We start from the raw sequence: 22,501 nt of genomic DNA, 5'->3' as shown, positions 1-22,501 counted from the left end.
GCATGTGCACCCGCCTCGCACGACGCCTCGCCTACTTCGGTATCGCCACCGTCACTCCCGCGCTGGTCTTGTCCACCGCGGCGTAGCCGCTCCTGCTGCCCGTCACCCGCACGGTGAGGACCTTCCCGGCATCCGTCGTCACCGGCACATACGTCGCACCGGTCGCTCCGGCGATCGCCGTGCCGCCGCGGCTCCACTGGTAGGTGAACGTCACCGGGGCGGGCGTCCAGCTGCCGGTCGCCACGCTGAGCGTCTTGCCGACACCCGGGGTGCCCTGGATGACCGGGTCAGGGCCCTCGATGCGACCCCCCTTCACCTGCCCGGTGGCCGCGCTCGTCATTCCGACGGAGGTATAGCCGCTCTTCGAGCCCTCCACCGTGACGGACATGGTCGAACCCGCGTCGGCATTCGTCAGGGCATAGGTGGGCGACGTCGCTCCGGCTACGGGCGCACCACCGCGACTCCACTGGTAGGTGAGGGTGACGGGTGCGGGTGTCCACGTTCCCGCCGTCGCCCCGAGCGTCTGCCCGACTGCCGCCGTGCCGCCGACGGTCGGCTTCGGCGTAGCGGTCAGGCTCTTCGGCAGGACTGCCGCGGTCGGAGCGCTCTCTGTCGTGACCGTGCTGTACGACGACTTCGTACCGGTGACGGCGACACTCAGTTTTGTGCCCATGTCTCCGAGAACGGCCGTGTAGGTCGCGGCCGTCGCCCCGGCGACGTCGACTCCGTCACGTCGCCACTGGTAGCTGAGCGCCACGGGCGCAGGGCCCCACGATCCCGGTACCGCCTTCAGTACCTGGCCCCGCACCGCCGAGCCCGTGATCGTGGGCGTGCCGGTGGTCAGGGTGCCGCGGGAGACGGGCTGCACGAGCCGCCCACTGAAAGTGACGGCGTTGCCTGCCGGCAGGGTGCGGGTGTCGAGCCAGGCCAGCTGCCCGGTTCCGTTCGACCGCCAGGTGAAGCCGCCGGATGTCTGGTAGCCGTACGCCTGGGAGTCCCCGGCCAGTTTCGTCTGGATGGCATCGAGGTTCACCGCTCGCACCACCGGCAGGGTCTGGAGGGTGTCGACGGCGACGGACGTAAGCGTCACGACCTGGTTCTGAAGGTCGACGTCGGCTGACAGCCCGCCGAAGGCGACGGCGCTCGTCAGCCGGTTGCCCGCGACGCTCAGCAGGCGCACCTGGGTCAGGCGCGACGCGAACGAGGCGTCGGCGAGCAGGTTGTACGACAGATCGACCTCTCGCAGCACCGCGCCGCCGGCGAACGATGCCGCTGAGGAGAGGGAGTTGTGCGCGAGCGAGATCCGGTCGAGATGGGCGAGCGCCGACAGGTCGCCGAGGGTGCCGATCGAGTTGTAGGACGCGTCGACCACGACCAGGCCGGGGAGCCCGCGGAGAACGGAGACTCCCTGCAGCCTGTTGTAGGAGACGTCGAGCGACTTCAGTTCGGAGAGGCCCGCCAGGGGGCCGGGGTCGGTGAGCTCGTTGCTCTCGAGGTCGAGGACCGACAGCGCCGAGGCGCGGCCGAGACCGTCCAGCGAGGCGATCCCGCGCTCCCGGCACTGCAGGTTCGTCAGAGTCTGGAGGTCGGCGAGCGCCACCTCCGGGCCGGGTGCGCCCAGCGCCTCGAGCACGCACGCCTTGAGGCCCGCGTCGGGGAATGGGACATTCGGGCCTGCCGCCTGCGCCGCTCCCGCTGTGCTGAATACCCCGCCGAACATCGCGAGCACGCTGATGGCGACGATGGCCGGCCGGCCGAAACGTGCCGACCTGCTGAAAACCCTGGACCTGATGGACATGGAACCCCCCGTAAGCTCTGCTGAATCATCCTCAGCTTAGAGTCCACACCGGGCATCCACAAGAGCGAACTGAGCGGATCTCACATCGACCGCACCGGGTCACACCCCCGAGGTACCGCCGCCCCCACCGCCCCCGCCCGAGAACCCGCCGCCGCCCGATCCACCCGACGAACTGCTCGCGGTACTCGACGCCAGGGACGTGCTCACCGAACTCGACAGGGAACCGATGCTCGACGCGAAGAGCGCGGCATTGAACATGCCGACGTTGCCGCCGTACCAGTCCGGCTGGGAGCCGAGGCTCTCGTAGTAGGTGCCGAGCACCTGGGACCACTCCTTCTCGAGGTTCAGCAGCACCGCGTAGGGCAGGAGTTTCTCGTAGATGCGCACCACCTGCCCCCGGTCGGGCGCGGAGACCTGGGTCTTCAGCGCACCCTCCGGGCTCTGGAGCATGGCGAAACGGTCCTGCTCTGCGAGACGGATGTACAGCTCGAGGCCTTCGATGTGATCGCGGAGCTCCGCACCCTTCGCCGTGAGGGGCCTCCGGAAACTGACCGCGAACACGACGATGACCGACAGCACAGCGACGGCGAACAGCACATACGGCCAGCCGCCGCCGTAGTCTCCGTTCACCGCGACGCCGCCGGTGAGGAAGATGCCGACCGCGGCCACGAGCACACCCCCGAGGCAGAGGAAGCTCAGCGCGTGCGTGCCCGCGGTGCGGTAGTAACCGTCGGCCTCGGAGCTCTTGCGCACGGAGGCCTGCAGAGCACTGATGCCCTTCGCGAGGGCCACGTCACGCTTCTCGAGCTGCTTCCAGGCGCCCGAGACGAGCGTGTCGCCGAACAGGAGCGTGGCCAGTTCCCGCTCAGCCGCATCCAGCCCCTGGGCGGTCAGCAGTCGCAGCCAGTAGGTCGACGCCCCCCGGCCGGTCGGCGGTTGTTCCACGATCTGGATGTTGCGTCGCACGGCGAGATCGACGAACACCGCCGCGGCACCACGCGGGGTCTTCTTGGCGATGATCGACGCAAGCAGCAGGTTGACCCCCCGCGGCGGGGTGTACTCGGCGATGATCGTCGGTCGCCCGGGGGCATCGCGGAGCCGGGTCACCCGGTTGACGATGGCGAGCGCGACGATCAGCAGCGCGATGACAGCCAGCACAAGGGAGGCGATCGCGGCGCCCGAGGCGAAGAACGAACCGTCTCTCGCGGTGAAGGTGCCCGGTGCGAACCCGACCACGACCGAGACGTTCTCCCCCGCGGCGAGCGCGCGCGGTGCGACCTGGAAATCCGTGCCGCTCGCGCCCGGCGCGGTGGCCAGCTCGCACCGGTTCGTCGAGCCCGCCGGCCCGTAGTAGCAGGCGGTCGAGCCGGTGAGACTCGGCACGAGATCCGCCGGCACGTGCACCGACGCCGTGGCGCTCAGCACGGGCTGCTTCGCCGCAGTGCCGATCGTGTCCCAGTAGAACTCGTCGTCGTTCGTGTCGGCGAAGAAGTCGGTCACGTACTTCTGGGTGAAGGTGAGCACGTAGGTCTGCTGGCCGCGCACGAAGGCGTCGCCGGCCAGGGTGACGAGAAGGAGCCCGTCCTCCGAGTCGATCGAGTAGGGCCGCGACGCGCCACTGCCGTCGGTGACGGAGACGAGAGTGAGGTCGGTGGGATGCCCGTCGTACTTCTCCGGGATCGCCCTGATGAACCCGCGGTTGCGGTCGAAATCGGGGAACTGGGCATCGAAGGTCTCGACGGTCGTCAGGGTGGAGTGCCCTTCGCCATCACGACCGAGCGTGTAGTCGCCGTTGAAGCTGTTGAAAGTGAAGTCGTCGAGGTCGCCATCCGCGGCGAGCACCTCGCCGCGGGGGCCGGATGCCGCTGCCGCGGGCGCCACGGCAGTCGATGCCAGTGCCGCCGGTGCGGCCCTCACTTCAGCCGCCACCGCCCCACCGGCCGCGCCCAGGAGTGCGGGCGAACCGACGAGCGCCCCGAACACAAGCCCCCGGAGCACGAGCCCCCCGAGCATCCGGAGGGGCCCCCGCCGGAACGCCTGTCGCCTGGTCACGCCGCAGCCTCGCATCCTGAGCTTCTGTCGCGTTCGATGCTCACCATCCGAACCTACCCGGTCAGCGCGGGCGGGGCAAAGCTGCCGACCAGTGGCAGCGAACTCGACCGGCTCGCGAAGCAGTACCAACTGCGCTGCCCGGCCTGCCACTGGGTCTCGCTCACCGGGTAGCTCGCCTGCCAGACGACATCCGGATACGCCCCCAACAGTGCAGCCGAGAAGGTTCCGCCCTGCTGGCAGAGCAGATTGAGGTCCAGGGCGATCGCGGCCTGCCCCGGGAAGGCGAGAGCGGGGTCGACGCCGAGCGTTCCCGTGCCGACCACCTGGGCGCCGTGCGGGGCCGCGCAGTCCACGACCGTGAAGCGCTGCTGCCAGGCCGACGTGTAGGGGGCGATGCACTCGCCGCCGCGGAGGTCGAACCACTCGAAGGTTCCGGCGAGCTGTGGGCCCGACGTCGACGTCGGCACGGGCGTGGGTGTGGGGGTGGGCGTCGGGGTGACGCTCGGTGCGGCCGTCGGTGCCGCCGCACCGGGGTTCAGGATGCCCGGCAGACGCGTCCCGGCGAAGAACAGGCCCGCCAGCACGATCAGGGCCAGCGCACCCGCAGCCACGGGCCGCCAGGGTGCGCGGCGGCGCGGGGCCCGCGGGGCGTGACGGTGGCGGAGGGCATCCGGTGCCGCACCCGCAGGCGCGGCAGGCACGGCCGGCGTGACGGGATCGTGCCGCCGGGCATCCGGTGCCTCACTCATGCCGGCAGCCCCACGACGCCTCCGTCAGCCCGGACGGGTCAGCTCAGGCCGAGGTCGTCGAGACCGATGGCGTAGAAGTAGGGGTACCCGGCGGACTCGATCCGCGCACGCGCCTCGGTGTTGCGGTCGACGACCACGGCGACGCCGACGACGATCGCGCCCACCTTCTCGAGCGCCTCGATGGCCTTCAGGGGCGAACCGCCGGTGGTCGACGTGTCCTCGATGACGACCACCCGCTTGCCTTCGAGGTCAGGACCCTCGACCTGCTTGCCGCGGCCGTGGTCCTTCGCCTCCTTGCGCACCACGAACGCGTCGTACGTGGCTCCGCGGGCTGCACCCTGGTGGAGGATGGCTGCAGCGACCGGGTCGGCGCCCATCGTCAGGCCGCCCACGGCGAACACGTCGGGGATGCCCGCGATCACGTCGAGCATGACCTGGCCGATCAGCGGTGCGACGCGGTGATCGAGGCTGACCTTCCGAAGGTCGACATAATAGGTCGCCTTCTTCCCGCTGGTCAGCGTGAAGTCGCCGTGGAACACGGCTTCGTCGGAGATGAACTTGATGAGCTGGTCGCGGGCGTCGGTCACGGTGTTAGTTTATGTTCACCGCCGCCCCTGCGGCGAACGGCTGGCAGCGCGGGCGCGGACCAACGGCCCGGCGCCGGGAACCGCGGAACGCGGCGAGCGCGGTCGCCGCGGGCCGCACCACACCGCACCCCATCGCACCGCCGAACACCAGGGCCGCACGTTGGACGCTACGCAGGCTCAGTGTGACGTCACCTCCCGTCAGGGCATCACCAGGACGGCTCGGCCCACGACGCGGCCGGCGTGCAAGTCGTCCAGAGCCGTCAGGGCGTCGTCGAACGCGTATTCCGTGATGTCCACGTCGAGTTTGCCCGTACGGGCCAGGGCGACCAGGTCGTACAGATCCTGATAGGTGCCGCTGTAGGGGCGTGTGATCGAAGCGCCCCAGGGCAGGGATGTCTGGGTCTGTGACGTCTCGAACGCAAAGGTGCCGTCGGAGAGGCCGGGCACCCGGATCGCTCCGTACGGTGCGATGATGTGGCCGTCCAGGGCCAACGTGGTGTCGTTTCCGACGAAGTCGAGGACGACGTCGGCGCCGTATCCGCCCGTCGTGTCCAGGATCTTCGACACGAGCTCGGGGTCGTCAGAGCGGAACGTGTGCGCGACCTTGTCGCGCACGGCATCGAGCGAGGAGTCCTTGAGATCGATGGCGATGATGCTGGCACCGGTGACGGCCCGGAGGATCTCGACGGCGAATTGTCCGAGACCGCCGACGCCGATGACGACCGCGGTCGAGCCCGGTCGCAGGATGTCCTTAGTGGCGTTGATCGAATGGAAGGGCACCAGCCCCGCATCCGTCAGAGCTGCGGCGAGTTTCGGGTCCAGCCCGGCCGCGGGAACGACGGCGGATGCCCGGACGGCGACGTACTCGGCCATCCCGCCGTTGACGCTCACTCCCGGCGTCGGAGCGGGGAAGAGTCGCCCGCCCGTGTTCCGGCACGCGTTCTGCTTGCCTGCGATGCACATGACGCATACGCCGCAACCGAAGCACGGCATCACGATCACTTGTTCACCAACGGTCAGATGCGTGACATCGGGAGCCGTCTCCACAATGTCACCGACGATCTCGTGACCGAGGGTCGTGTGGTCGGCGATCATCTGCTCAGTGGCGTGCTGGAAGTGGACGTCGGTCTGACACACGCCCGCGGCGGTCACCTTGATCAGAACCTCTCCAGCACCGATGACCGGCTTGTCGACCTCGACCTGTTCGACGGTTCCGATCCGAACGAACTGAATGGCTTTCACGGTGCGGTGCTCCTCTACTTCGAGGCGGGCCAATGTGCCCGTCCTTTTAATTGTGGCACCGCATCCCGAAAACGTCCCGCCAGGGACCGAGGTGATGTGATGCCAGGCGCAAAGCTACGAGGCAGACGATGAGCGAGGGGCGGCGCGGGGGGGCGGCGGCAGACGCGGCAGGGGGTGTCGGCGGCACCGAATAGGCTGGGGCAATGCGTGTTGCCACCTGGAATGTGAACTCGATCAGGGCCCGCGTCGGCCGCGTCACCGACTGGCTGGTGCGCGAGGACATCGACGTGCTCGCCATGCAGGAGATCAAGTGCCGGGAGTCCCAGTTCCCGTTCGAGCCCTTCACCGCGGCCGGTTACGACGTCGAACTGCACGGCCTCAACCAGTGGAACGGTGTCGCCTTCGCCAGCCGCCTCCCGATGGAGGACCTCACCGTCGGCTTCGAGGGTGTGCCCGGCTTCGGCAAGCCCGACGAGAACGGGACGCTGCCGACCGAGGCCCGCGCGCTGGGCGTGACGGTCGATGGCGTGCGACTGTGGAGCCTCTACGTTCCGAACGGCAGGGAGCTCGACAATCCGCATTACGACTACAAGCTCGCCTGGCTGAAGCAGCTGGCTGCTGACACTCGGGCATGGATGGCCGAGCATCCGACGACCCCCCTCGCCCTGATGGGCGACTGGAACATCGCGCCCCTCGACACCGACGTGTGGGACCTGGCGGCGTTCGAGGGTTCGACCCATGTCTCGGTTCCCGAGCGCGCAGCGTTCGCCGAGTTCGAGCAGCTGGGGCTCAGCGATGTCGTGCGACCGCTGGCGCCGACCGGCTACACCTACTGGGACTACAAGCAGCTGCGTTTTCCGCGCAATGAGGGCATGCGCATCGACTTCATCATGGGCTCGCCCGCGTTCGCGTCGCTGGTTCAGGATGCCCGGATCGACCGCAACGAACGGAAGGGCGACGCCCCGAGCGACCACGTCCCCGTGGTGGTCGACCTCGCCCTCGAACCGGAAGACGACGACGATCGCCCGATGATCTTCGGCTGACCCTGACCGCCCGCCCCGCCCCGCCCGCCAGTCGAGTCGGGAAGAACTGTCGGATTCTGCAACCCGGAGCGACAGAAACTCCCCAGTCGGTCGCCGCCGCTCGGCTGCGCGGGAGCCGGCCGGATGGTCAGAGGTCGAGCCGCCAGGCCCCCTCGTAGCCGATCGGAACAAAGCCGAGCGCCTCGTTGATGCCCAGCATGTGCCGGTTCTCTTCGGCGTTCCAGGTCAGCAAAGACGGATGCCCCGGGGCGACCCGCTGCAGTTGGTCGAGATTCGCGACCTTCACGAGCATCCCGAGCCGGTGGCCGCGGTGCTCGCGGAGCACCAACGTGTCCTGCTGGCTGACGGGTCGCGCCGGATCCTCCGGAACCGCGAGCTGGTTGAACGCCACCAGCCGCCCGCTTCGGACATGGAGCGCGGCGGCGGTCAGCGTCTCGCGGGAGCTCCCCACGACGCGCAGGTCGTGTTCGGCGACGCGGTCAGGCGTCCAGGGATCTTCCGGCTCCTCGAGACCGGCTGTCGGCGCGTCGGTCGACATGCGCGTGAGCAGCACGGCGAGGTCGGCGAGCCATGGCTCGGGTGTGGTGCCACGCCACGTGACCACGTCGTAGTCGGCTCCGGCAGAGGCTCGGGCATCCACCGCCGCCTGCGCCAGCACGCCGGAGGCGGCCGGCAGCGCGAGGCGGCTGGCACGTTCGACCTGCTCGAGCCGCCAGCCCCGGGCCAGGAGGAAGCGCACCTCCCTGTTGGTTGCGGACACCGCGCCGAATCCGGTCGGCGGAGCGAGCATCCGTCGCCCGCCGTGCGGGACCGGCGAGACCGCGTAGGTGAGCAGCTTCGCCTGGCCGAGCGCCCGGGAATGCGCCTCGACAGTGTCGGCCAGGGCGCGGCCGATGCCGTGGCGCTCGAAGTCCGGGTGTACGTCGATGTCGAGCCAACCGACCTCGCGCTCGGTGCCGAGTTGCGACTCGTGCACCGCCCGCGCCACGATGCGGCCGTCGACACGGGCGTGCCAGAGTGTCTTGGGCTGGTGCGGATCGTTCCAGTTCGGAAACAGCTCCTCCGCCGTGTACGACACATCGGTCGTTCCGTAGGCGCGGGTCTCGCTGGCGTTCTGCACGGCGACGGATGCGCGGAAGTCGCCAGCGCCGTCCGCATCGACGTCGAGCGACGCGGGAATCGTCGCCTGCTCGATCGAGAACCCGCCCACGACATTCCTCCTGATTGTGACCCACCTCGCGGCGAGCCGGCCCACCCCGCAACCGCCCGCAGCCAGTCCACCCGCAACCGCCCGCAGCCGAACCACTCAGCAGCGTACTCGTTGAGCCGCGCAGCGCCCTCAGTGCGTGAACAGCACCTTCAGCGCCACGATCACGAGACTCACGGCGGCCAGTGCGAAGCCCGCCCACAGCACCCCCGCCGGCGAACGGTTGTCGGAGACGCGCTCGACCTGGATGCCCGTCAGAGCGATCCGCAGCACGAGCACACCACCGGCGATGATCTCGACCCAGAGCACCGACAGCACGCCGAGCGCTCCGAGGGCCAGCACGACCAGGGGCACGAGCCCCGAGCTCAGGATCGGAACGGCATCCCGCAGCTCCTGCCCGATGTGCAGCCGGGCATCCTCACCCGACCGGCCGATCTGCTGGCCGATGCCGTGCGAGACGACGTGCGCGAGGAACGTTGTGACGGTCGTCGCGGCGACGATGAGCAGGGCGCTCCAATGGGTGCTCGTTCCCTCTGCAGCCCCGATGACCGCAGCGAGCACGAGGATGTTGCCGTAGAGGTAGGCCGAGACACGGCTCCGGATGCGCGGCAGAGGCAGCTCGACAGAGCTGCGCAGATAGCTCGGCAGGCGTGGGCGGGAGGCGTCGGGCACCCTCACAATCTAGCGCGCCCCCTCTGGACGGGCCGGTCCGGGCTGCGAGCGAGCCGATTCGGACCGTGCCCGAGCCGCCACTCTCATCTGCGCACAGACGCTCTATTGAGATATACTCAGTCAAGAGGCGGGCGCCAACAGGGCGGCGGTCATGAGCAGCACAGGGATCGACGCGATCGTGGTGAGCAGCACGATGTCCCGCGCGAGGGCGACGCCCACGTCGTAGCGGTGCGCATAGTTGAAGATGTTCTGCGCGGTCGGCAGGGCGGCGAGCACGACGACGCCGAACAGGTGGAAGGCGTCGAGCTGGAACACGAAATGCCCGAACAAGTAGGCGATGACCGGCATCACGACGGCCTTCAGCAGTATCGCGACCACGATCTCGCGGCGGGCGGAACCGGCCGCGAGGGGGCGCTGGCCCGACAGCGACATACCGAACGTGATCAGCACGACGGGGACAGCCGCGCCACCGATCAGCACGAAGGGCGCGAGCAGGGCATCCGGAGCGTGCCAGCCGCTGAGCGCGAGCGCGAGACCGGCGAGGGAGCCGAGGATGATCGGGTTGCGCACGGGCTGCAACAGGATCGTCTTCAGCGAGACCTGGCCGCGCGTGGAGACGTCGAGCAGGGTGAGCGTGATGGGCGCGAGCACGATCAGCTGGAACAGCAGAAGCGGTGCCACGAACTGCGCGCTGCCGAGCACGTAGACGGCGACGGGCAGCCCGATGTTGTTGGCGTTCACATACGAGGAGCCGGCCGCGCCAATCACCGTCTCGGCGAGAGGCCTCCGGAAGAAGATCTTCGACACGACCAGGTAGATCCCGGCCGACACCGCCGCGCAGATGATCGTGACCACGAGGAACGACGAGAAGATCACGCTCAGGTCGGCCCGGGCGATCACGGTGAACAGCAGGGCCGGGCTCGCCACGAAGAAGACGAAACGGTTCAGCGAGGTCGGTGCGTTGGCCGGCAGGATCTTCGCCCGCTGCACGACATAGCCGACCAGGATGATGAAACCGATGATCGCGAAACCGACGAGTACTCCCACCAAACGTCAGTCCTCCCCGCCCCGGCCGCGGTCGCTCAGTGCGCGAGAGCCGCGAGGACCACGGCTTTGAAGTACGGCGCCAGCGTCATCGCGAACGTATTGGTGAGGTGGTCCTGGTCGCGGTAGACGTTGGCGCCGCCGACAACGGCGAGGCAGTCCTCCGCCGTGCAGAACGTGTTCGTGAAGTCGAGCAGCGTGACGTTCTGCCCGGCTGCCGCGGAGGCGGCCGCCGCGAGCGCGACAGGCGGGTCGGCGACCAGCCCATCGGCGCGGGGCTCGACGCAGTCCGCGGCACTCCCGGTGCGGAGGCACTTGTTCGGGTCGTCGGACCAGGACGGATTGTCGACCATCGTGATCACCGGCGTGCCGAGCGTGGTGACCTGGTTCCACGCCGCACTGAAGCCGGCGGCGAGCGCCTGGCCGTCGGCCGAGGTTCCGGGCACGCCCTCTTCGGCGAGCGAAGCGGTGAAGACGGCGTCGAACGGCTGCACGGTCGCCAGCTCGGCGGTGAGGTTCGAACGCCAGGTGTTGCACGAGACCGAGAAGGCGTCGGCACCGGTCATCGCCTCGGTGTTCCAGGTGCAGCCGCCCTTGATGTAGGTGGTCAGCGCCCAGCCGTTCTGTTCGGCGAGCTGGATGAACGGACCGAGGAGCTGGTACGCGTGCGAGTCGCCGATGAGGGCCACCCTCGGCGCCCCGGCCGTGCCGTCGGCCGCACCGAAGTGACAGGCGTACAGGTTCGAGTCGTTCAGCGTCACGAGGCACTCGGGGTGGGCGGGCCGGTCGGCGTTGCCGAAGCCGGGCGACGGGATGATCGTGTCGGCCAGTGCCGGATCGGTGCAGCCCGGGTTCGTTCCGCTGAGTTGCACGAGCGGATCCACGCTCGCCGCAGCATCCGTGCCTGCCGCGCCCCCGGCGGCGCCCGACGCCGCAGAACCGGAGAGCGCACCGGTGATCACCGGTGTGGGACCGGATGCCGCACCGAAGCAGTCGGGCAGGTTCGCCACCGCGCTCGCCAGTTCGCTCGCCGCAGCGTCGTACTTGGGCTGCTGGACGACGGAGACGCCGCCGATCGCCAGGCTCGCCACAGCCATGCCCGCGATCATGAAGGCGAAGCTGACCCGCGGCTTGCGCTTCGTCCAGAAGGTCCACCGGCGGGTGGGATCTTCGACGAACTTCTTGGTCAGCCAGGCGAGCAGGAAGCAGATCGCGAGGAGCGCGATGCGGTTGTAGATCGACAGGCCCCAGCCGGGAACGAAGGGTGCCACGACGATCAGCGGCCAGTGCCAGAGGTAGAGCGAGTAGGAGATGTCACCGATGAAGCGCGGCACCCGGCTGCCCAGCACACTCGCGGCGTCGAGGCGGCGGGTGGTCCGGTGCGAGACGATGATGGCCGCCGTGCCGAGAACCGGGACCAGGGCCGCGTAACCCGGGAACGGCGTGTTGCGGTCGTAGACGAACCCCGCGCCGATGACGGCGACGATTCCGGCGTAGCCCAGGAGGTTGCTCTGCCAGACGCGTGTCGGGCGGAACCTCGGCAGGAGCGCGAGCAGGGCACCGACACCGAACTCCCACACCCGGGTGTAGGTGACGAAGTAGGCCGAGGCCGGGTCGTTCTTCGTGAAGACGATCGAGAGCACGAACGAGGCGACGGTGGCCAGCACCACCAGCGCGATCATCGCGTTCCAGCGGTCGCGCCCTGCGGCCGGGCCGCCCGCGGAGGTACTGACGGCTGGGCCGCCCGCAGCGATGCCGTCGACCAGCCCGCCCGCAGACCGCCTCTTCGCGAAACGCCGCACACCGAACGCCGACGCAGCCAGCAGCAGGATCGGCCAGACGAGGTAGAACTGCTCCTCGAGCGAGAGCGACCAGTAGTGCTGCACGAGCGAGGCATCGTTCGAGGCCGCGAGGTAGTCCACCGAGTTCGCCGCGAGCGCCCAGTTCTCGACGTAGAACGTGCTCGCCAGGATCTCGCGAACGTTCTCGGCCAGCGCGCTCAGCGGCATGATCGTCAGCGTCATCACGGCGCTGAACAGCAGCACGAGCAGCGCGGCCGGCAGCAGCCGCCGTACCCGTTTCGCCCAGAACGTGGGCAGCCGGATCCGGTCGGTGCGTTCGAGCTCGCGCGAGAGCTGCTGGGTGATCAGGAAGCCCGAGATGACGAAGAAGACGTCGACGCCGATGTACCCGCCCGTGAGCCGGCCGGGCCAGAAATGGTAGATGACCACGAGCAGCACGGCGATGGCACGGAGCCCCTGGATGTGCGGGAGGAAGTGCGCGGAGACGCCTGCTTCTCGGGCAGCCGTGCTGCTGGTGTGCGCCTCGTTCATATGGCCCCATGCTACTTTGCGGCCTCTGGGCGGAACCTCCACCCGCCCGGAGCGGTGGAGAACTTGCGGAACGAGATGGCTGTGGAGGAGAAGACCCTGCATACTCCTTGATATGAGATTCCGCACGACCCTCTTCGAGAGTGGAAAGTCCGCGACCGGGATCGTCGTCCCCGTCGACGTCTACGAATCGCTCGGCAGCGCCAAGAAGCACGCCGTCGCCGTGACGATCAACGACTTCACCTACCGCAGCACGGTGACCCCCTACCGCGGCGAGATCATGCTCCCGGTGAGCGCGGCCGTGCGGAAGGGTGCCGGGATCGCGCCCGGCGACGAGTTCGAGGTCGACATCGTGCTCGACGACCAGCCCCGTGAAGTCGACGTGCCCGGCGACCTCCAGGTCGCCCTCGCCAGCGCCCCGGCAGCGGCCGCGTTCTTCGAGACCCTCTCCTACAGCAACAAACGCCGCTTCACCGTTCCCCTCGAGGAGGCGAAGACCCCCGAGACGCGCCAGCGTCGCCTCGACAAGGCCATCGAGAACCTCTCGAACGGAAAGCTCTAACCCCCCGATGTCCGACAACAGCGAACCCCGGTCATCCGGAATCACCGGCTGGATCGCGCGCTACCGCACCGCCTGGGAATCCAACGACCCCGACGACATCCGCGCCCTCTTCACCCCGGATGCGGACTACCGCACCGAGCCGTACAGCCCGGCCTGGCACGGCTACGACGAGATCGTCGACGGCTGGCTCGCCGCCGAAGACGCGCCCGGCTCGACGACCTTCAGCTGGCAGATCCTCCGCGCTCCCGACGCCTATGTTCCCGACGACATCGCGCTCGTGCAGGCGACGACGGTGTACGTCGACGGCCCGGCCTACAGCAACCTGTGGCTGGTCAGGCTGGCACCGGATGACCGCGCCACCGAGTTCACGGAGTGGTGGATGGAGCAGCCCGACGCGGCACCGCAGGGGAGCCCCGAATGACAGACGAGGTCGGCGAGCCGGTCTTCGGCCGCAAGGACCGGGGCTCGGGCAAACTCGGCGACTACGGGTACGACATGCGCCCGAAGAACGCCCGGGTGACCCTGCAACTGGCCGGCAGCGACCCCTTCCAGCAGACCATCGCCGACGTGCTGGCGAAAGGTGTCGACGAACTGCAGGTGTTCATCCCCCGGCGTTCGGCCGAGGAGGAACGAACGGATGCGCCCGTCGCCGTGCGTTTCTTCGTCGACTCGCGCATGACTCCGGTCGTCGGTTTCGTTCCGCGCGGGCTCGAGGCCGTGGCGCTCGACACACTCTCACGGCTGGAGGCTGCCGGTCGGTCGCCCCGCATTCCCGCCGCCATCGTGAAGTCCCGCGCGGGGCTCCGCGTCGACCTGCTGCTCGGCCAGACCCGCTGACGCACCGAAGAGTCGGACCACGGGCGGGCTGGCCAGCACATCTGCGTGCGCGCCCGGAAGGCACGCAATGATCCTGCGCGAGCCCCCGTTCTGCGCGCGATAGTCGCTGCGCCCTGCGGATACCGCGGTGTGAATCTGCTTAGGCTCGCTGCTGAGCGGAACCGCTCCACACTCTTCACCAGCGAACGGAGGTTCTCATGTCCAAGCCAGCGCTCCTCAGCACCGCGGCCCGTGACGCCGTCATCGGCGAGCCGGAGGTCGTCGAAGACCTCCGCACCCACGACGCGACAACACGCCCCGCGAGCCTGCCGGCCTCCGCACGCCCCCACTGGGTCGCCCTCCGAACGGCGGTCACGGGCATCCAGAGCCTGCAGCTGGCCGACGGTGCGGCCGAACCGGCAGCCGACCGCGGCGAACTGCACGCCCTCGTCGACACCGTCACCGCTGCGCTCCGGATGCTCGTGCCCGAGTTCCCGCACGACGCCGCCTACCTCGCCGCCGCGGCGGTCGACTTCGAACGCTGGGCCGTGGGCGACTTCGGTGTGCCCGACTTCCTCGACTCGCTGAACGCCTTCCAGCCGCAGCAGCACCGCGTCGACGGGCTCCAGCACGTCGTCGTTTTCCCGATGTACACGCAGAACGGCAGCACCGAGCGCCTGTTCGAGGCGGTCGCGGTCGAGGTCGTCTGGCCCGAGTTCGTGGCCGAGCTCGAGGCGACCGACTACTCGAATGCGTTGTTCGTCCCCATCCGGTTCCTCGACTTCACGGCCGGCTACGACACGAACTCGGCCGTGCTCTTCCCGGAGACGATCGCGATGCGCACCGTCCCGACGTTCACCTGGGGCGCGATCTTCGCCGACCGGGAGGCCGCGCGTTTCCGGCTCGTCGTGAAGGCTGCGGCGGAGACGACCCGCCTCGAACTGCCGGCCGACGCCCGGACCCTGCTCAGCGACCAGCACCTGGCCGAAGAGACTTTCGTGATGTGGGACCTCATCCACGACCGCACCCACATGCGCGGCGACCTGCCGTTCGACCCGTTCATGATCAAGCAGCGCATGCCGTTCTTCCTCTACTCGCTCGAAGAGCTGCGCTGCGACCTGACGGCGTTCCGCGAGGCCGTGCGCATCGAGCGCGAGAACCTGTACTCGCCGCAGACGGTCGAAACGGCGAAGCGCGTGCAGTACGCGATCATCTTCGACCGCATCTTCCGCTTCGCCATCACGGGCAGCCGGGTGCGCAACTACGACGGGCTCGGCGGGCAACTACTGTTCGCGTGGCTCCACCAGCGCCGGGTGCTGCACTGGACCGACACCCGCCTCACCATCGACTGGGCCCACGTCGCCGACGCGGTGATCGCGCTCGGCGAGTCGATCGACGACCTGTACTGGCGCTCGATCGACCGGCCGAAGACCGCGCACTGGCTCGCGGCCTACGCCCTGGTGTCGACGACGCTCACCCCGAACCCCGCCTCGGTGTGGGCGAAGGGGCCGGATGCCCTCCCCCTCGACGGGCCGCCGCGGGGTCTCACCGATGCGGTGCTGGCCGACGAGTTCCCGCTGTCGATGTTCTACGAGGCGCTCGCGAAGAAGATGACCGGCGTGATCGACTCGACGCGGGGCATCACCGGAACGACGGCGCTCGCCTGAGCCGGCCGGCCTCGCCGTCCAGCGGTCGCCTGAGCCTGGGCGGCCCCGCCGTCCAGCTCCCGTCCCGCTACGTTCCCGACAGCGGCACCTGCTGCGCGGGGATGTCGCGGGGCGGGGCATCCGAGCTGAACGGCGCCCCGGGAATCACCTGCATCACCACCAGGGAGATCACCAGAGCGATCGCCGCAAGCACGACCACCGACACCGCGATGAAAAGCACCGTCCTGAAACTCTGCACGCTCCCACCACCCCGACACCACTCGGCATCATCCCCACGAACTATGCCGCATCTTCCCCCCGACCGACCACCCGCGCAGCCGCAGTGCGCGAAACTGGAGACGTGATGAACTTCGACCCGGCCCTCCGCCTGCACGACCCGGCCCTCCGCGGCTTCGCCTCCGACAACTACGCGGGCGTGCACCCGCTCATGATCGAGGCGATCGCTGCTGCGAACGAGGGGCACCAGATCGCCTACGGTGAAGACGTCTACACGGCGCGCCTGCAGCAGGTCATGAAAGCGCACTTCGGCGACACCGCCGAGGCGTTCCCGGTCTTCAACGGCACCGGTGCGAACGTGCTCAGCCTGCAGTCGATGCTGCCGCGGTGGGGTGCCGTCGTCTGCGCGGCGACCGCCCACATCAACACCGATGAGAACGCGGCGCCCGAGCGCATCGGCGGACTCAAGCTCCTCACCGTCGAGACCCCCGACGGCAAGCTCACCCCCGAGCTGGTCGACCGCGAGGCCTGGGGCTGGGGTGACGAGCACCGCGCCCAGCCGCTCGCCGTCTCGATCACGCAGACCACCGAACTCGGCACGCTCTACACCGTCGACGAGGTGCAGGCGATCGCCGACCATGCCCATGGGCACGGCATGGCGCTCCACATGGACGGCGCGCGCCTGTCCAACGCGGCCGCGTCCCTCGGCGTTCCGCTCCGGGCGTTCACGACGGATGCCGGCGTCGACATGCTCTCCTACGGTGGCACCAAGAACGGCCTGCTCTACGGCGAGGCCGTCGTGGTGCTCTCGCCCGCGGCATCCGAAGGCCTCAGCTACCTCCGCAAGATGGACATGCAGCTCTCGAGCAAGATGCGGTTCGTCTCGGCGCAGCTCATCGCCCTCCTCGAGTCGGGGCTGTGGCTCGAATCCGCCACGCACGCGAACGCGATGGCCGCCCGGCTGCGAGCAGCGGTCGAACGGATGCCCGGGGTGACGCTCACGCGGCCGACGCAGGCGAACGCGGTGTTCGCCATCCTGCCGCCCGGGGTGGCCGATCGGCTTCGCGAGGTGTTCCGTTTCTACGACTGGGACAACGCGACCGGGGAGGTGCGCTGGATGTGCGCGTTCGACACGACGGAGTCCGACGTGGATGCGTTCGCGGCGGCACTGGAGGGGCTGCTGGCCGCGCAGGGCTGAGCTGGCGGCTGTCCCTCCACGCGTCATGCGAACGCATGGAATGAAGGCGCGGTACGGTTGGTTGCACCACCCGAAGGACAATGGCGCCCTGACCGAGATCCGACCGTCCGATCATCCGATCATCCAGGAGCCACCATGACCCTCACAGACAACACCCCCACGCGTACAGCCGAGACGAGCGCTCCGATCCTCGACGTGCTCGCCGAACGCTGGAGCCCCCGCTCCTTCGACCAGACCGCCGAGGTCAGCGAGACCGCCCTGACCAGCGCCCTCGAAGCCGCTCGCTGGTCGGCCTCGGCCTCCAACACGCAGCCCTGGAAGTTCATCGTCGGCCGCCGTGGAACCCCCACGTTCGACCTGATCAACGAGAACCTGATGGGCTTCAACCAGGTCTGGACCCCGAACGCCAGCGTGCTGATCGTCAACATCGCCGAGGTCGTCGACGAAGACGGCAAGCCGCGCCGCTGGGGAACCTACGACCTCGGCCAGGCGGTCGCCAACCTCACCGTCCAGGCGCACGCCGACGGACTGCACGTTCACCAGATGGGCGGCATCGAGGTGGAGGGGCTCCGCGCGGCCTTCGACCTCGGCGAGCGCTGGGAGCCCGTGACCGTGACCGCGCTCGGTGTCGTCGCGCCCGCCGACCGCCTCGCCGACGAGAAGACCCGCGCCCGCGAGGTCGCGCCCCGCGTGCGCAAGCCGCTCGCCGAGATCGTCGCGACGGCCTAGCCCGCCCCGCGGCGCGGCCCGTCCAGTCCCGCCCCGCGTCTCCGCCGGCGTCCGCCCCCCACTTACGGTCGACCAGCCACCCAAACGGACGAGGCTCAGCAACCACGGTGTCGCAGGGCGCGTCGTCGGGGGCGAGGCTCGTCCGTTTGCGCGCTGCCGACGGTTCGCCGACGCGGCCGAGGCCGGATGGGGCGACATCCACCAACGCACACCCACCCGGGAGGACCTGGGCCAACTCGACGCACATACGGCGTTGGATCGGCTCACCTCCTCCCGGATGGTCCGCTGGCGGCACGGGATACCCGGCGACGGCGCTCCCGTCACGACGAGAGGACGCGGCGGCGCCGGATCCCCCGCGGCACCGGATGCCCACGCGAACCAGTGCGTTACCGGCGGTTACGGCACTGCATGGCAGCCCGCGCGGCGACCGGTAGCGTGAGACGGGTGTCTGCCACCATCGAGAACCTGCTCAGCGAGAACCGCCTCTACCCGCCGTCACCGGCCTTCGCCGCCGCGGCGAACGTCTCGGCCGACGAGTACGACCGCGCCGCCGCCGACCCCGTGGCGTACTGGGAGCGGCAGGCCGACCGGCTCGACTGGGCCGAGCGCTGGCACACCGCCCACACGTGGAAGCCGGCCCGCCCCCTCACCCGTGCAGAGGCTGCCACGCAGGAGGGCGTCGACCCCGCCGCGGCGGATGCCGCCGGCTCCACCTTCACCGGGCTCGACGACGACGGGAATCCGCTGCTCAGCATCCCCGAGGCCCAGTGGTTCGTCGGCGGCCGCCTGAACGTCGCCGTCAACTGCGTCGACCGGCACGTCGACGCCGGTCGCGGCGACACGATCGCCATCAATTTCGAGGGCGAACCGGGCGACCGGGAGCAGATCACCTACGCCGAGCTGCAGCGCCGTGTCGCGCAGGCCGCGAACGCGCTCGAAGCGCTCGGCATCGTTGCCGGCGATCGCTTGGTCGTCTACCTGCCGGTCATCCCCGAGACCATCGTGATCACGCTGGCGATCGCCCGGATCGGCGCGATCCACTCCCTCGTCTTCGGCGGGTTCTCGGCCGAGGCGCTGAAGTTCCGCGTCGAGGACACGGGGGCGAAACTGCTGGTCACCAGCGACGGACAGTTCCGGCGCGGCACAGCCGTCGCGGTCAAGGCCAACGCCGACGAGGCGGTCAGCGGCCCGCGCGAACCCGGCGGCGTGAACACCATCGAGCACGTGCTCGTGGTACGCCGGACGGGCGACCTCACCCCCGACATCCCGTGGCAGGAGGGGCGTGACGTGTGGTTCCACGACGCGATCGCGTCGGTGCCCGACACGCACGAGGCGCAGTACTTCGACTCCGAGCATCCACTGTTCATCATCTACACGAGCGGAACCACCGGCAAACCGAAGGGCGTCGTGCACACCAGCGGCGGCTACCTCACCCAGGCCAGCTGGAGCCACGCCGCCATCTTCGACGCCAAACCGACCGACGTCTACTGGTGCACCGCCGACCTCGCCTGGGTCACCGCGCACACCTATGTGCTCTACGGACCGTTCTCGAACGGCGCCACCAGCGTCATCTACGAGGGCACGCCGAACACCCCGCACACCGGGCGGCACTTCGAGATCGTCGAACGCTACGGCGTGACCACCTACTACACGGCGCCGACGCTGATCCGCACGTTCATGACGTGGTTCCCGGATGGCCTGCCTGCCTCCTTCGATCTGTCGACGCTGCGCCTGCTGGGCACGGTCGGTGAGGCGATCAACCCTGAGGCTTGGGTGTGGTTCCACGAGAACGTCGGCGGGGGCCGCGCGCCGATCGTCGACACCTGGTGGCAGTCGGAGACCGGATCCGCCGTCATCGCACCGCTGCCCGGCGTCACCGTGCTGAAGCCGGGGTCGGCGACGTTCGCGCTGCCGGGGCTCCGCGCGCTGATCGTCGACGAGGAGGGCGTTCAGGTGCCGAACGCGTCGGGCGGGTACCTCGTGATCGACGGCACCTGGCCCTCGATGGCACGCGGCGTCTGGGGCAACCCCGGACGCTTCCGTGATTCGTACTGGAAGAAGTACGCCGCCCAGGGCTACTTCTTCGCGGGCGACGGCGCGAAATACGATGCAGACGGCTACATCTGGCTGCTCGGACGTGTCGACGACGTCATCAACGTGTCCGGCCACCGCCTCTCCACCATCGAGATCGAGTCGGCGCTGGTGTCGCATCCGGCGGTCGGAGAGGCCGGCGTGGTGGGAGTCACCGACCCGGTGACGGGCGAGGCGATCGCGGCGTTCGTGATCCCGTCGCGGGACGTCTCGGTTCAGGATGCCGCGGACCCCGCTTTCTGGGCGGGCGTCGAACGCGAGCTGGGGTCGGTGCTCCGATCCCATGTTGCCCATGAGATCGGCCCCATCGCGAAGCCGCGCGACCTCGTGGTCGTGCCGGACCTCCCGAAGACCCGCTCGGGCAAGATCATGCGCCGTCTGCTCGGGGACCTCGTCGACGGCCGCACCCTCGGCGACACCACCTCGCTGCAGGACGAATCCGTGCCCGCCCGCATCGCGGCCATCCTGGCCGCGCGCGTCTGACGCCCCTCCCCCGCCGCCCGCCTCTTCTCCCTCCCCGCTCTCGCGCGCACGGGGCCTGCCACGCACCCTTCCGCCGTGAATCGATTCGATGGGGCCCTAACTGCTCGCATCGCGTCGCATTGGCGCAGTTGGCGCCCCATCGAATCGATTCGGGCCGCCCGCGGGGTACGCGACGCGCGGTGGATTCGCGTGCGTAGGTGCGAGCGGGCGCGCGGGGCGGGGCGTCAGTCCCCGGAGCCGCCGGTGGGGCGGGCGCGGCGCCGGGACGCGAGCAGGGCGACCGCCAGGCCGACGCTGAACAGCAGCACGCCGAACGGGAGTGCCGCCGCGATCACGTCGGCAGAGCCCGTGTTCGCCAGCGAGCCACCGGATCCGGAGCCCGGGTCGGCTGGCGGAACCGGAGCAGCCGTCGCCGAGGAGGTCGGTGCGGGCACCGCAGTCGGCGAAGCGGTCGGCACCGGCGCCCCGGTCGGCACCGGAGTCGACGTCGGCGTCGGAGTCGGCACCGGCGTCGGCTCCACCGGCGGCACCACCCCGTTGATCGCCGACGTGTCGTTCGCCAGCGAACCGACCACCGACCCGATCGCGCCCGCCATGATGCCTAGCGCCTCCGTGTTGATGTTCTCGAGGTTGTCGCCTGCCTGGTGGTAGTTCTGGTCCTGCGCTTCGCCGGCGATCCCGCCGAACAGGGCGACCTGCTCCGGGGTCTTGATCTCGTCCGCCCCGGTGAACAGGCCCGACGCCGGGATGTCGTTGGCGATGAACGCCTCGTAGTCGCTCCGCCCGTCGAAGGCGGTGTCGATCCACGGCTGCGACGAGGCGTCGAAGTAGTCGGTGAACGCGGCCTCGGTCGCGATCGACCCCTCCGGCACCTCGACCGGGGCCTCGAACGTGGACTGGTCGGCGTCGTACACGCTGATCACGTAGTTCGGCGACGCCACCATGTCGAAGTTCAGGTAGGTGGCGATCTCGTCGAGCTCATCCGGGTTGTTCTCGACGAGGTCGTCGACGTAGAACGTCGATCCGACGAGTCCGACCTCCTCGGCACCCCACCACGCGAACCGCACCTGGTTGTTCAGAGGTCCCGAGGCGGCCAGCTGCACAGCCGTCTCGAGGATCGTCGCCGATCCGCTCCCGTTGTCGTTGATGCCCGGGCCCGCGGGCACCGAGTCGAGGTGCGCCCCCACCATGACCGTGTTGTCGTCCCGGCCGGTGGATGTCTCGGCCAGAACATTGAACGTGTCGACCGTCTTCGTCTCCTGGTCGAGCTGCAGTGACACGGTGACGGGGCCGGCGGCCAGCGCGGTGAGGATCGATGCACCCTCCGCCGCGGTCACGCCGACCGAGGGCACCGCGCCGACGGTCGTCGCGCCGAGCGTTCCGCTGAGGTCGCCCTCGGTGTTGTTGTAGATCAGGATCGCTGAGGCACCGGCGGCACCGGCCGCGATGGCCTTGTCGGCGAAGGGGCAGACGCCCCGGCTCACGATGGCGACGGACCCGCTGGCGTCGATGCCCGCCCAGTCGTCGGCCGAGCATCCATTGACTGCGGCCGGAGCAATCGCGGGGAGGTCGGTGAGCCCCTCGGCGGGGGTCGAGCCGGTGAACTCCATCGGGATGCCGACGACCGGCAGGGCGTCACCGTCGGCCGTGACGGCGAGGGAGTAGTCGAAGATCGTCTGCACCGACGTCTGGAACGGCTGGCGGGTGGTCTCGTAGCCCGCGGCGGCCAGAACGCCCTCGATGTACTCGGCGCTCGCCTCATAGCCCGGCGTGCCGATGGCGCGGTTGCCGTCGTTCTCGTCGGCGATGGCCTGCAGGGCCGCGAGATGCGTCATGATGCCATCGACGGTGACGCGGTTCTTCAGGTCGACAGGGTCGACGGCGGCTGCCGCGCTGGACCCGAAGGCACCGGCTCCGACGACCAGCACCCCCACTCCGATCGATGAGGCGATGACATTGCGGAGCGTTCTGTGCACCATGTTCTCCTGACGCTGTTGACAGTCATCCGAACGTAA

Annotated in this window: 19 protein-coding genes; 8 read left to right on the top strand and 11 right to left on the bottom strand. The window is 69.3% G+C overall.

The window, feature by feature from the left end; translation table 11 throughout:
• Positions 1–31: 31 nt before the first annotated feature.
• From FB464_RS16765 to FB464_RS16745, 5 genes are all read right to left on the bottom strand, one after another.
• Positions 32–1,798, bottom strand: a complete 1,767-nt coding sequence (locus FB464_RS16765) for a hypothetical protein (protein ID WP_116416014.1) — start codon at positions 1,796–1,798, stop codon at positions 32–34.
• Positions 1,799–1,897: 99 nt separating this feature from the next.
• The gene (locus FB464_RS16760; protein ID WP_170151995.1) at positions 1,898–3,850 is read right to left on the bottom strand and encodes a DUF2207 domain-containing protein; all 1,953 of its coding nucleotides are present in this window, start codon (positions 3,848–3,850) and stop codon (positions 1,898–1,900) included.
• A gap of 53 nt (positions 3,851–3,903) precedes the next feature.
• Entirely contained in the window at positions 3,904–4,599 is a 696-nt protein-coding gene (locus tag FB464_RS16755) for a septum formation family protein (protein ID WP_116416016.1), read from the bottom strand.
• A 38-nt stretch (positions 4,600–4,637) separates the two neighbouring features.
• On the bottom strand, positions 4,638–5,186 hold the full coding sequence (gene pyrE / locus FB464_RS16750; protein ID WP_116416017.1) for an orotate phosphoribosyltransferase: 549 nt from the start codon (positions 5,184–5,186) through the stop codon (positions 4,638–4,640).
• 198 nt (positions 5,187–5,384) lie between these two features.
• Positions 5,385–6,428, bottom strand: a complete 1,044-nt coding sequence (locus tag FB464_RS16745) for an alcohol dehydrogenase catalytic domain-containing protein (RefSeq protein WP_116416018.1) — start codon at positions 6,426–6,428, stop codon at positions 5,385–5,387.
• Positions 6,429–6,631: 203 nt separating this feature from the next.
• Between FB464_RS16745 and FB464_RS16740 the strand changes: the two genes are divergently transcribed.
• Positions 6,632–7,471 carry an exodeoxyribonuclease III gene (locus FB464_RS16740; RefSeq protein ID WP_116416019.1) on the top strand — a complete coding sequence of 280 codons (840 nt, stop codon included), beginning with the start codon at positions 6,632–6,634 and terminating at the stop codon, positions 7,469–7,471.
• Positions 7,472–7,598: 127 nt separating this feature from the next.
• Here the strand turns inward: FB464_RS16740 and FB464_RS16735 are convergent, their stop codons facing one another.
• The 4 genes from FB464_RS16735 to FB464_RS16720 all read right to left on the bottom strand — a co-directional run bounded on the left by FB464_RS16735 (position 7,599) and on the right by FB464_RS16720 (position 12,727).
• Positions 7,599–8,681 (bottom strand): GNAT family N-acetyltransferase, encoded by a 1,083-nt coding sequence (locus FB464_RS16735; protein WP_170151996.1) that lies wholly within the window; start codon positions 8,679–8,681, stop codon positions 7,599–7,601.
• A 129-nt stretch (positions 8,682–8,810) separates the two neighbouring features.
• A complete protein-coding gene (locus FB464_RS16730) occupies positions 8,811–9,350 on the bottom strand; it encodes a hypothetical protein (RefSeq protein WP_116416021.1) in 540 nt (179 codons plus the stop codon).
• A 120-nt stretch (positions 9,351–9,470) separates the two neighbouring features.
• A complete protein-coding gene (locus FB464_RS16725) occupies positions 9,471–10,400 on the bottom strand; it encodes an AEC family transporter (protein WP_116416022.1) in 930 nt (309 codons plus the stop codon).
• 32 nt (positions 10,401–10,432) lie between these two features.
• Positions 10,433–12,727: an acyltransferase family protein gene (locus FB464_RS16720; RefSeq protein WP_170151997.1), complete on the bottom strand. Its 2,295-nt coding sequence runs from the start codon at positions 12,725–12,727 to the stop codon at positions 10,433–10,435.
• Between the two features lie 112 nt (positions 12,728–12,839).
• On the opposite strand from FB464_RS16720, the gene FB464_RS16715 reads away from it, so the two are divergent.
• The 4 genes from FB464_RS16715 to FB464_RS16700 all read left to right on the top strand — a co-directional run bounded on the left by FB464_RS16715 (position 12,840) and on the right by FB464_RS16700 (position 15,769).
• Positions 12,840–13,286, top strand: coding sequence for a YdeI/OmpD-associated family protein (locus FB464_RS16715; protein ID WP_116416024.1), 447 nt, complete (start codon positions 12,840–12,842; stop codon positions 13,284–13,286).
• 7 nt (positions 13,287–13,293) lie between these two features.
• Complete coding sequence (locus FB464_RS16710) at positions 13,294–13,707, top strand: nuclear transport factor 2 family protein (protein WP_116416025.1); 414 nt, start codon at positions 13,294–13,296, stop codon at positions 13,705–13,707.
• Positions 13,704–14,123 (top strand): hypothetical protein, encoded by a 420-nt coding sequence (locus FB464_RS16705; protein WP_116416026.1) that lies wholly within the window; start codon positions 13,704–13,706, stop codon positions 14,121–14,123. The genes FB464_RS16710 and FB464_RS16705 overlap by 4 nt, the downstream gene beginning before the upstream one ends.
• A gap of 197 nt (positions 14,124–14,320) precedes the next feature.
• Positions 14,321–15,769: a DUF6421 family protein gene (locus FB464_RS16700; RefSeq protein WP_116416027.1), complete on the top strand. Its 1,449-nt coding sequence runs from the start codon at positions 14,321–14,323 to the stop codon at positions 15,767–15,769.
• A gap of 67 nt (positions 15,770–15,836) precedes the next feature.
• On the opposite strand, the gene FB464_RS19900 is transcribed toward FB464_RS16700, so the two are convergent.
• Positions 15,837–16,007, bottom strand: coding sequence for a hypothetical protein (locus FB464_RS19900; RefSeq protein WP_170151998.1), 171 nt, complete (start codon positions 16,005–16,007; stop codon positions 15,837–15,839).
• Positions 16,008–16,112: 105 nt separating this feature from the next.
• Here FB464_RS19900 and FB464_RS16695 point away from each other — a divergent pair, with 105 nt between their 5' ends.
• From FB464_RS16695 to acs, 3 genes are all read left to right on the top strand, one after another.
• A complete protein-coding gene (locus tag FB464_RS16695; RefSeq protein ID WP_116416028.1) occupies positions 16,113–17,183 on the top strand; it encodes a threonine aldolase family protein in 1,071 nt (356 codons plus the stop codon).
• A gap of 135 nt (positions 17,184–17,318) precedes the next feature.
• Positions 17,319–17,912: a nitroreductase family protein gene (locus tag FB464_RS16690; RefSeq protein ID WP_116416029.1), complete on the top strand. Its 594-nt coding sequence runs from the start codon at positions 17,319–17,321 to the stop codon at positions 17,910–17,912.
• A 408-nt stretch (positions 17,913–18,320) separates the two neighbouring features.
• Entirely contained in the window at positions 18,321–20,486 is a 2,166-nt protein-coding gene (acs, locus tag FB464_RS16685) for an acetate--CoA ligase (protein WP_170151999.1), read from the top strand.
• 224 nt (positions 20,487–20,710) lie between these two features.
• Here the strand turns inward: acs and FB464_RS16680 are convergent, their stop codons facing one another.
• Positions 20,711–22,465, bottom strand: a complete 1,755-nt coding sequence (locus FB464_RS16680) for a M28 family peptidase (protein ID WP_116416031.1) — start codon at positions 22,463–22,465, stop codon at positions 20,711–20,713.
• Positions 22,466–22,501 lie beyond the last annotated feature (36 nt).

Origin of the sequence: Subtercola boreus (assembly GCF_006716115.1) — a bacterium.
Lineage (GTDB): Bacteria > Actinomycetota > Actinomycetes > Actinomycetales > Microbacteriaceae > Subtercola > Subtercola boreus.
Note: the sequence above shows the minus strand (reverse complement) of the source record. Positions and strands in the feature narration are given on the sequence as shown.

Bases quoted from the DNA above. Each gene is read 5' to 3' on its own strand.
- FB464_RS16765 (WP_116416014.1), bottom strand. From the start codon at position 1,798: ATGTCCATCAGGTCCAGGGTTTTCAGCAGGTCGGCACGTTTCGGCCGG.
- FB464_RS16755 (WP_116416016.1), bottom strand. From the start codon at position 4,599: ATGAGTGAGGCACCGGATGCCCGGCGGCACGATCCCGTCACGCCGGCC.
- FB464_RS16740 (WP_116416019.1), top strand. From the start codon at position 6,632: ATGCGTGTTGCCACCTGGAATGTGAACTCGATCAGGGCCCGCGTCGGC.
- FB464_RS16720 (WP_170151997.1), bottom strand. From the start codon at position 12,727: ATGAACGAGGCGCACACCAGCAGCACGGCTGCCCGAGAAGCAGGCGTC.
- FB464_RS16715 (WP_116416024.1), top strand. From the start codon at position 12,840: ATGAGATTCCGCACGACCCTCTTCGAGAGTGGAAAGTCCGCGACCGGG.
- FB464_RS16710 (WP_116416025.1), top strand. From the start codon at position 13,294: ATGTCCGACAACAGCGAACCCCGGTCATCCGGAATCACCGGCTGGATC.
- FB464_RS16705 (WP_116416026.1), top strand. From the start codon at position 13,704: ATGACAGACGAGGTCGGCGAGCCGGTCTTCGGCCGCAAGGACCGGGGC.
- FB464_RS16700 (WP_116416027.1), top strand. From the start codon at position 14,321: ATGTCCAAGCCAGCGCTCCTCAGCACCGCGGCCCGTGACGCCGTCATC.
- FB464_RS16695 (WP_116416028.1), top strand. From the start codon at position 16,113: ATGAACTTCGACCCGGCCCTCCGCCTGCACGACCCGGCCCTCCGCGGC.
- FB464_RS16690 (WP_116416029.1), top strand. From the start codon at position 17,319: ATGACCCTCACAGACAACACCCCCACGCGTACAGCCGAGACGAGCGCT.
- acs (WP_170151999.1), top strand. From the start codon at position 18,321: ATGGCAGCCCGCGCGGCGACCGGTAGCGTGAGACGGGTGTCTGCCACC.
- FB464_RS16680 (WP_116416031.1), bottom strand. From the start codon at position 22,465: ATGGTGCACAGAACGCTCCGCAATGTCATCGCCTCATCGATCGGAGTG.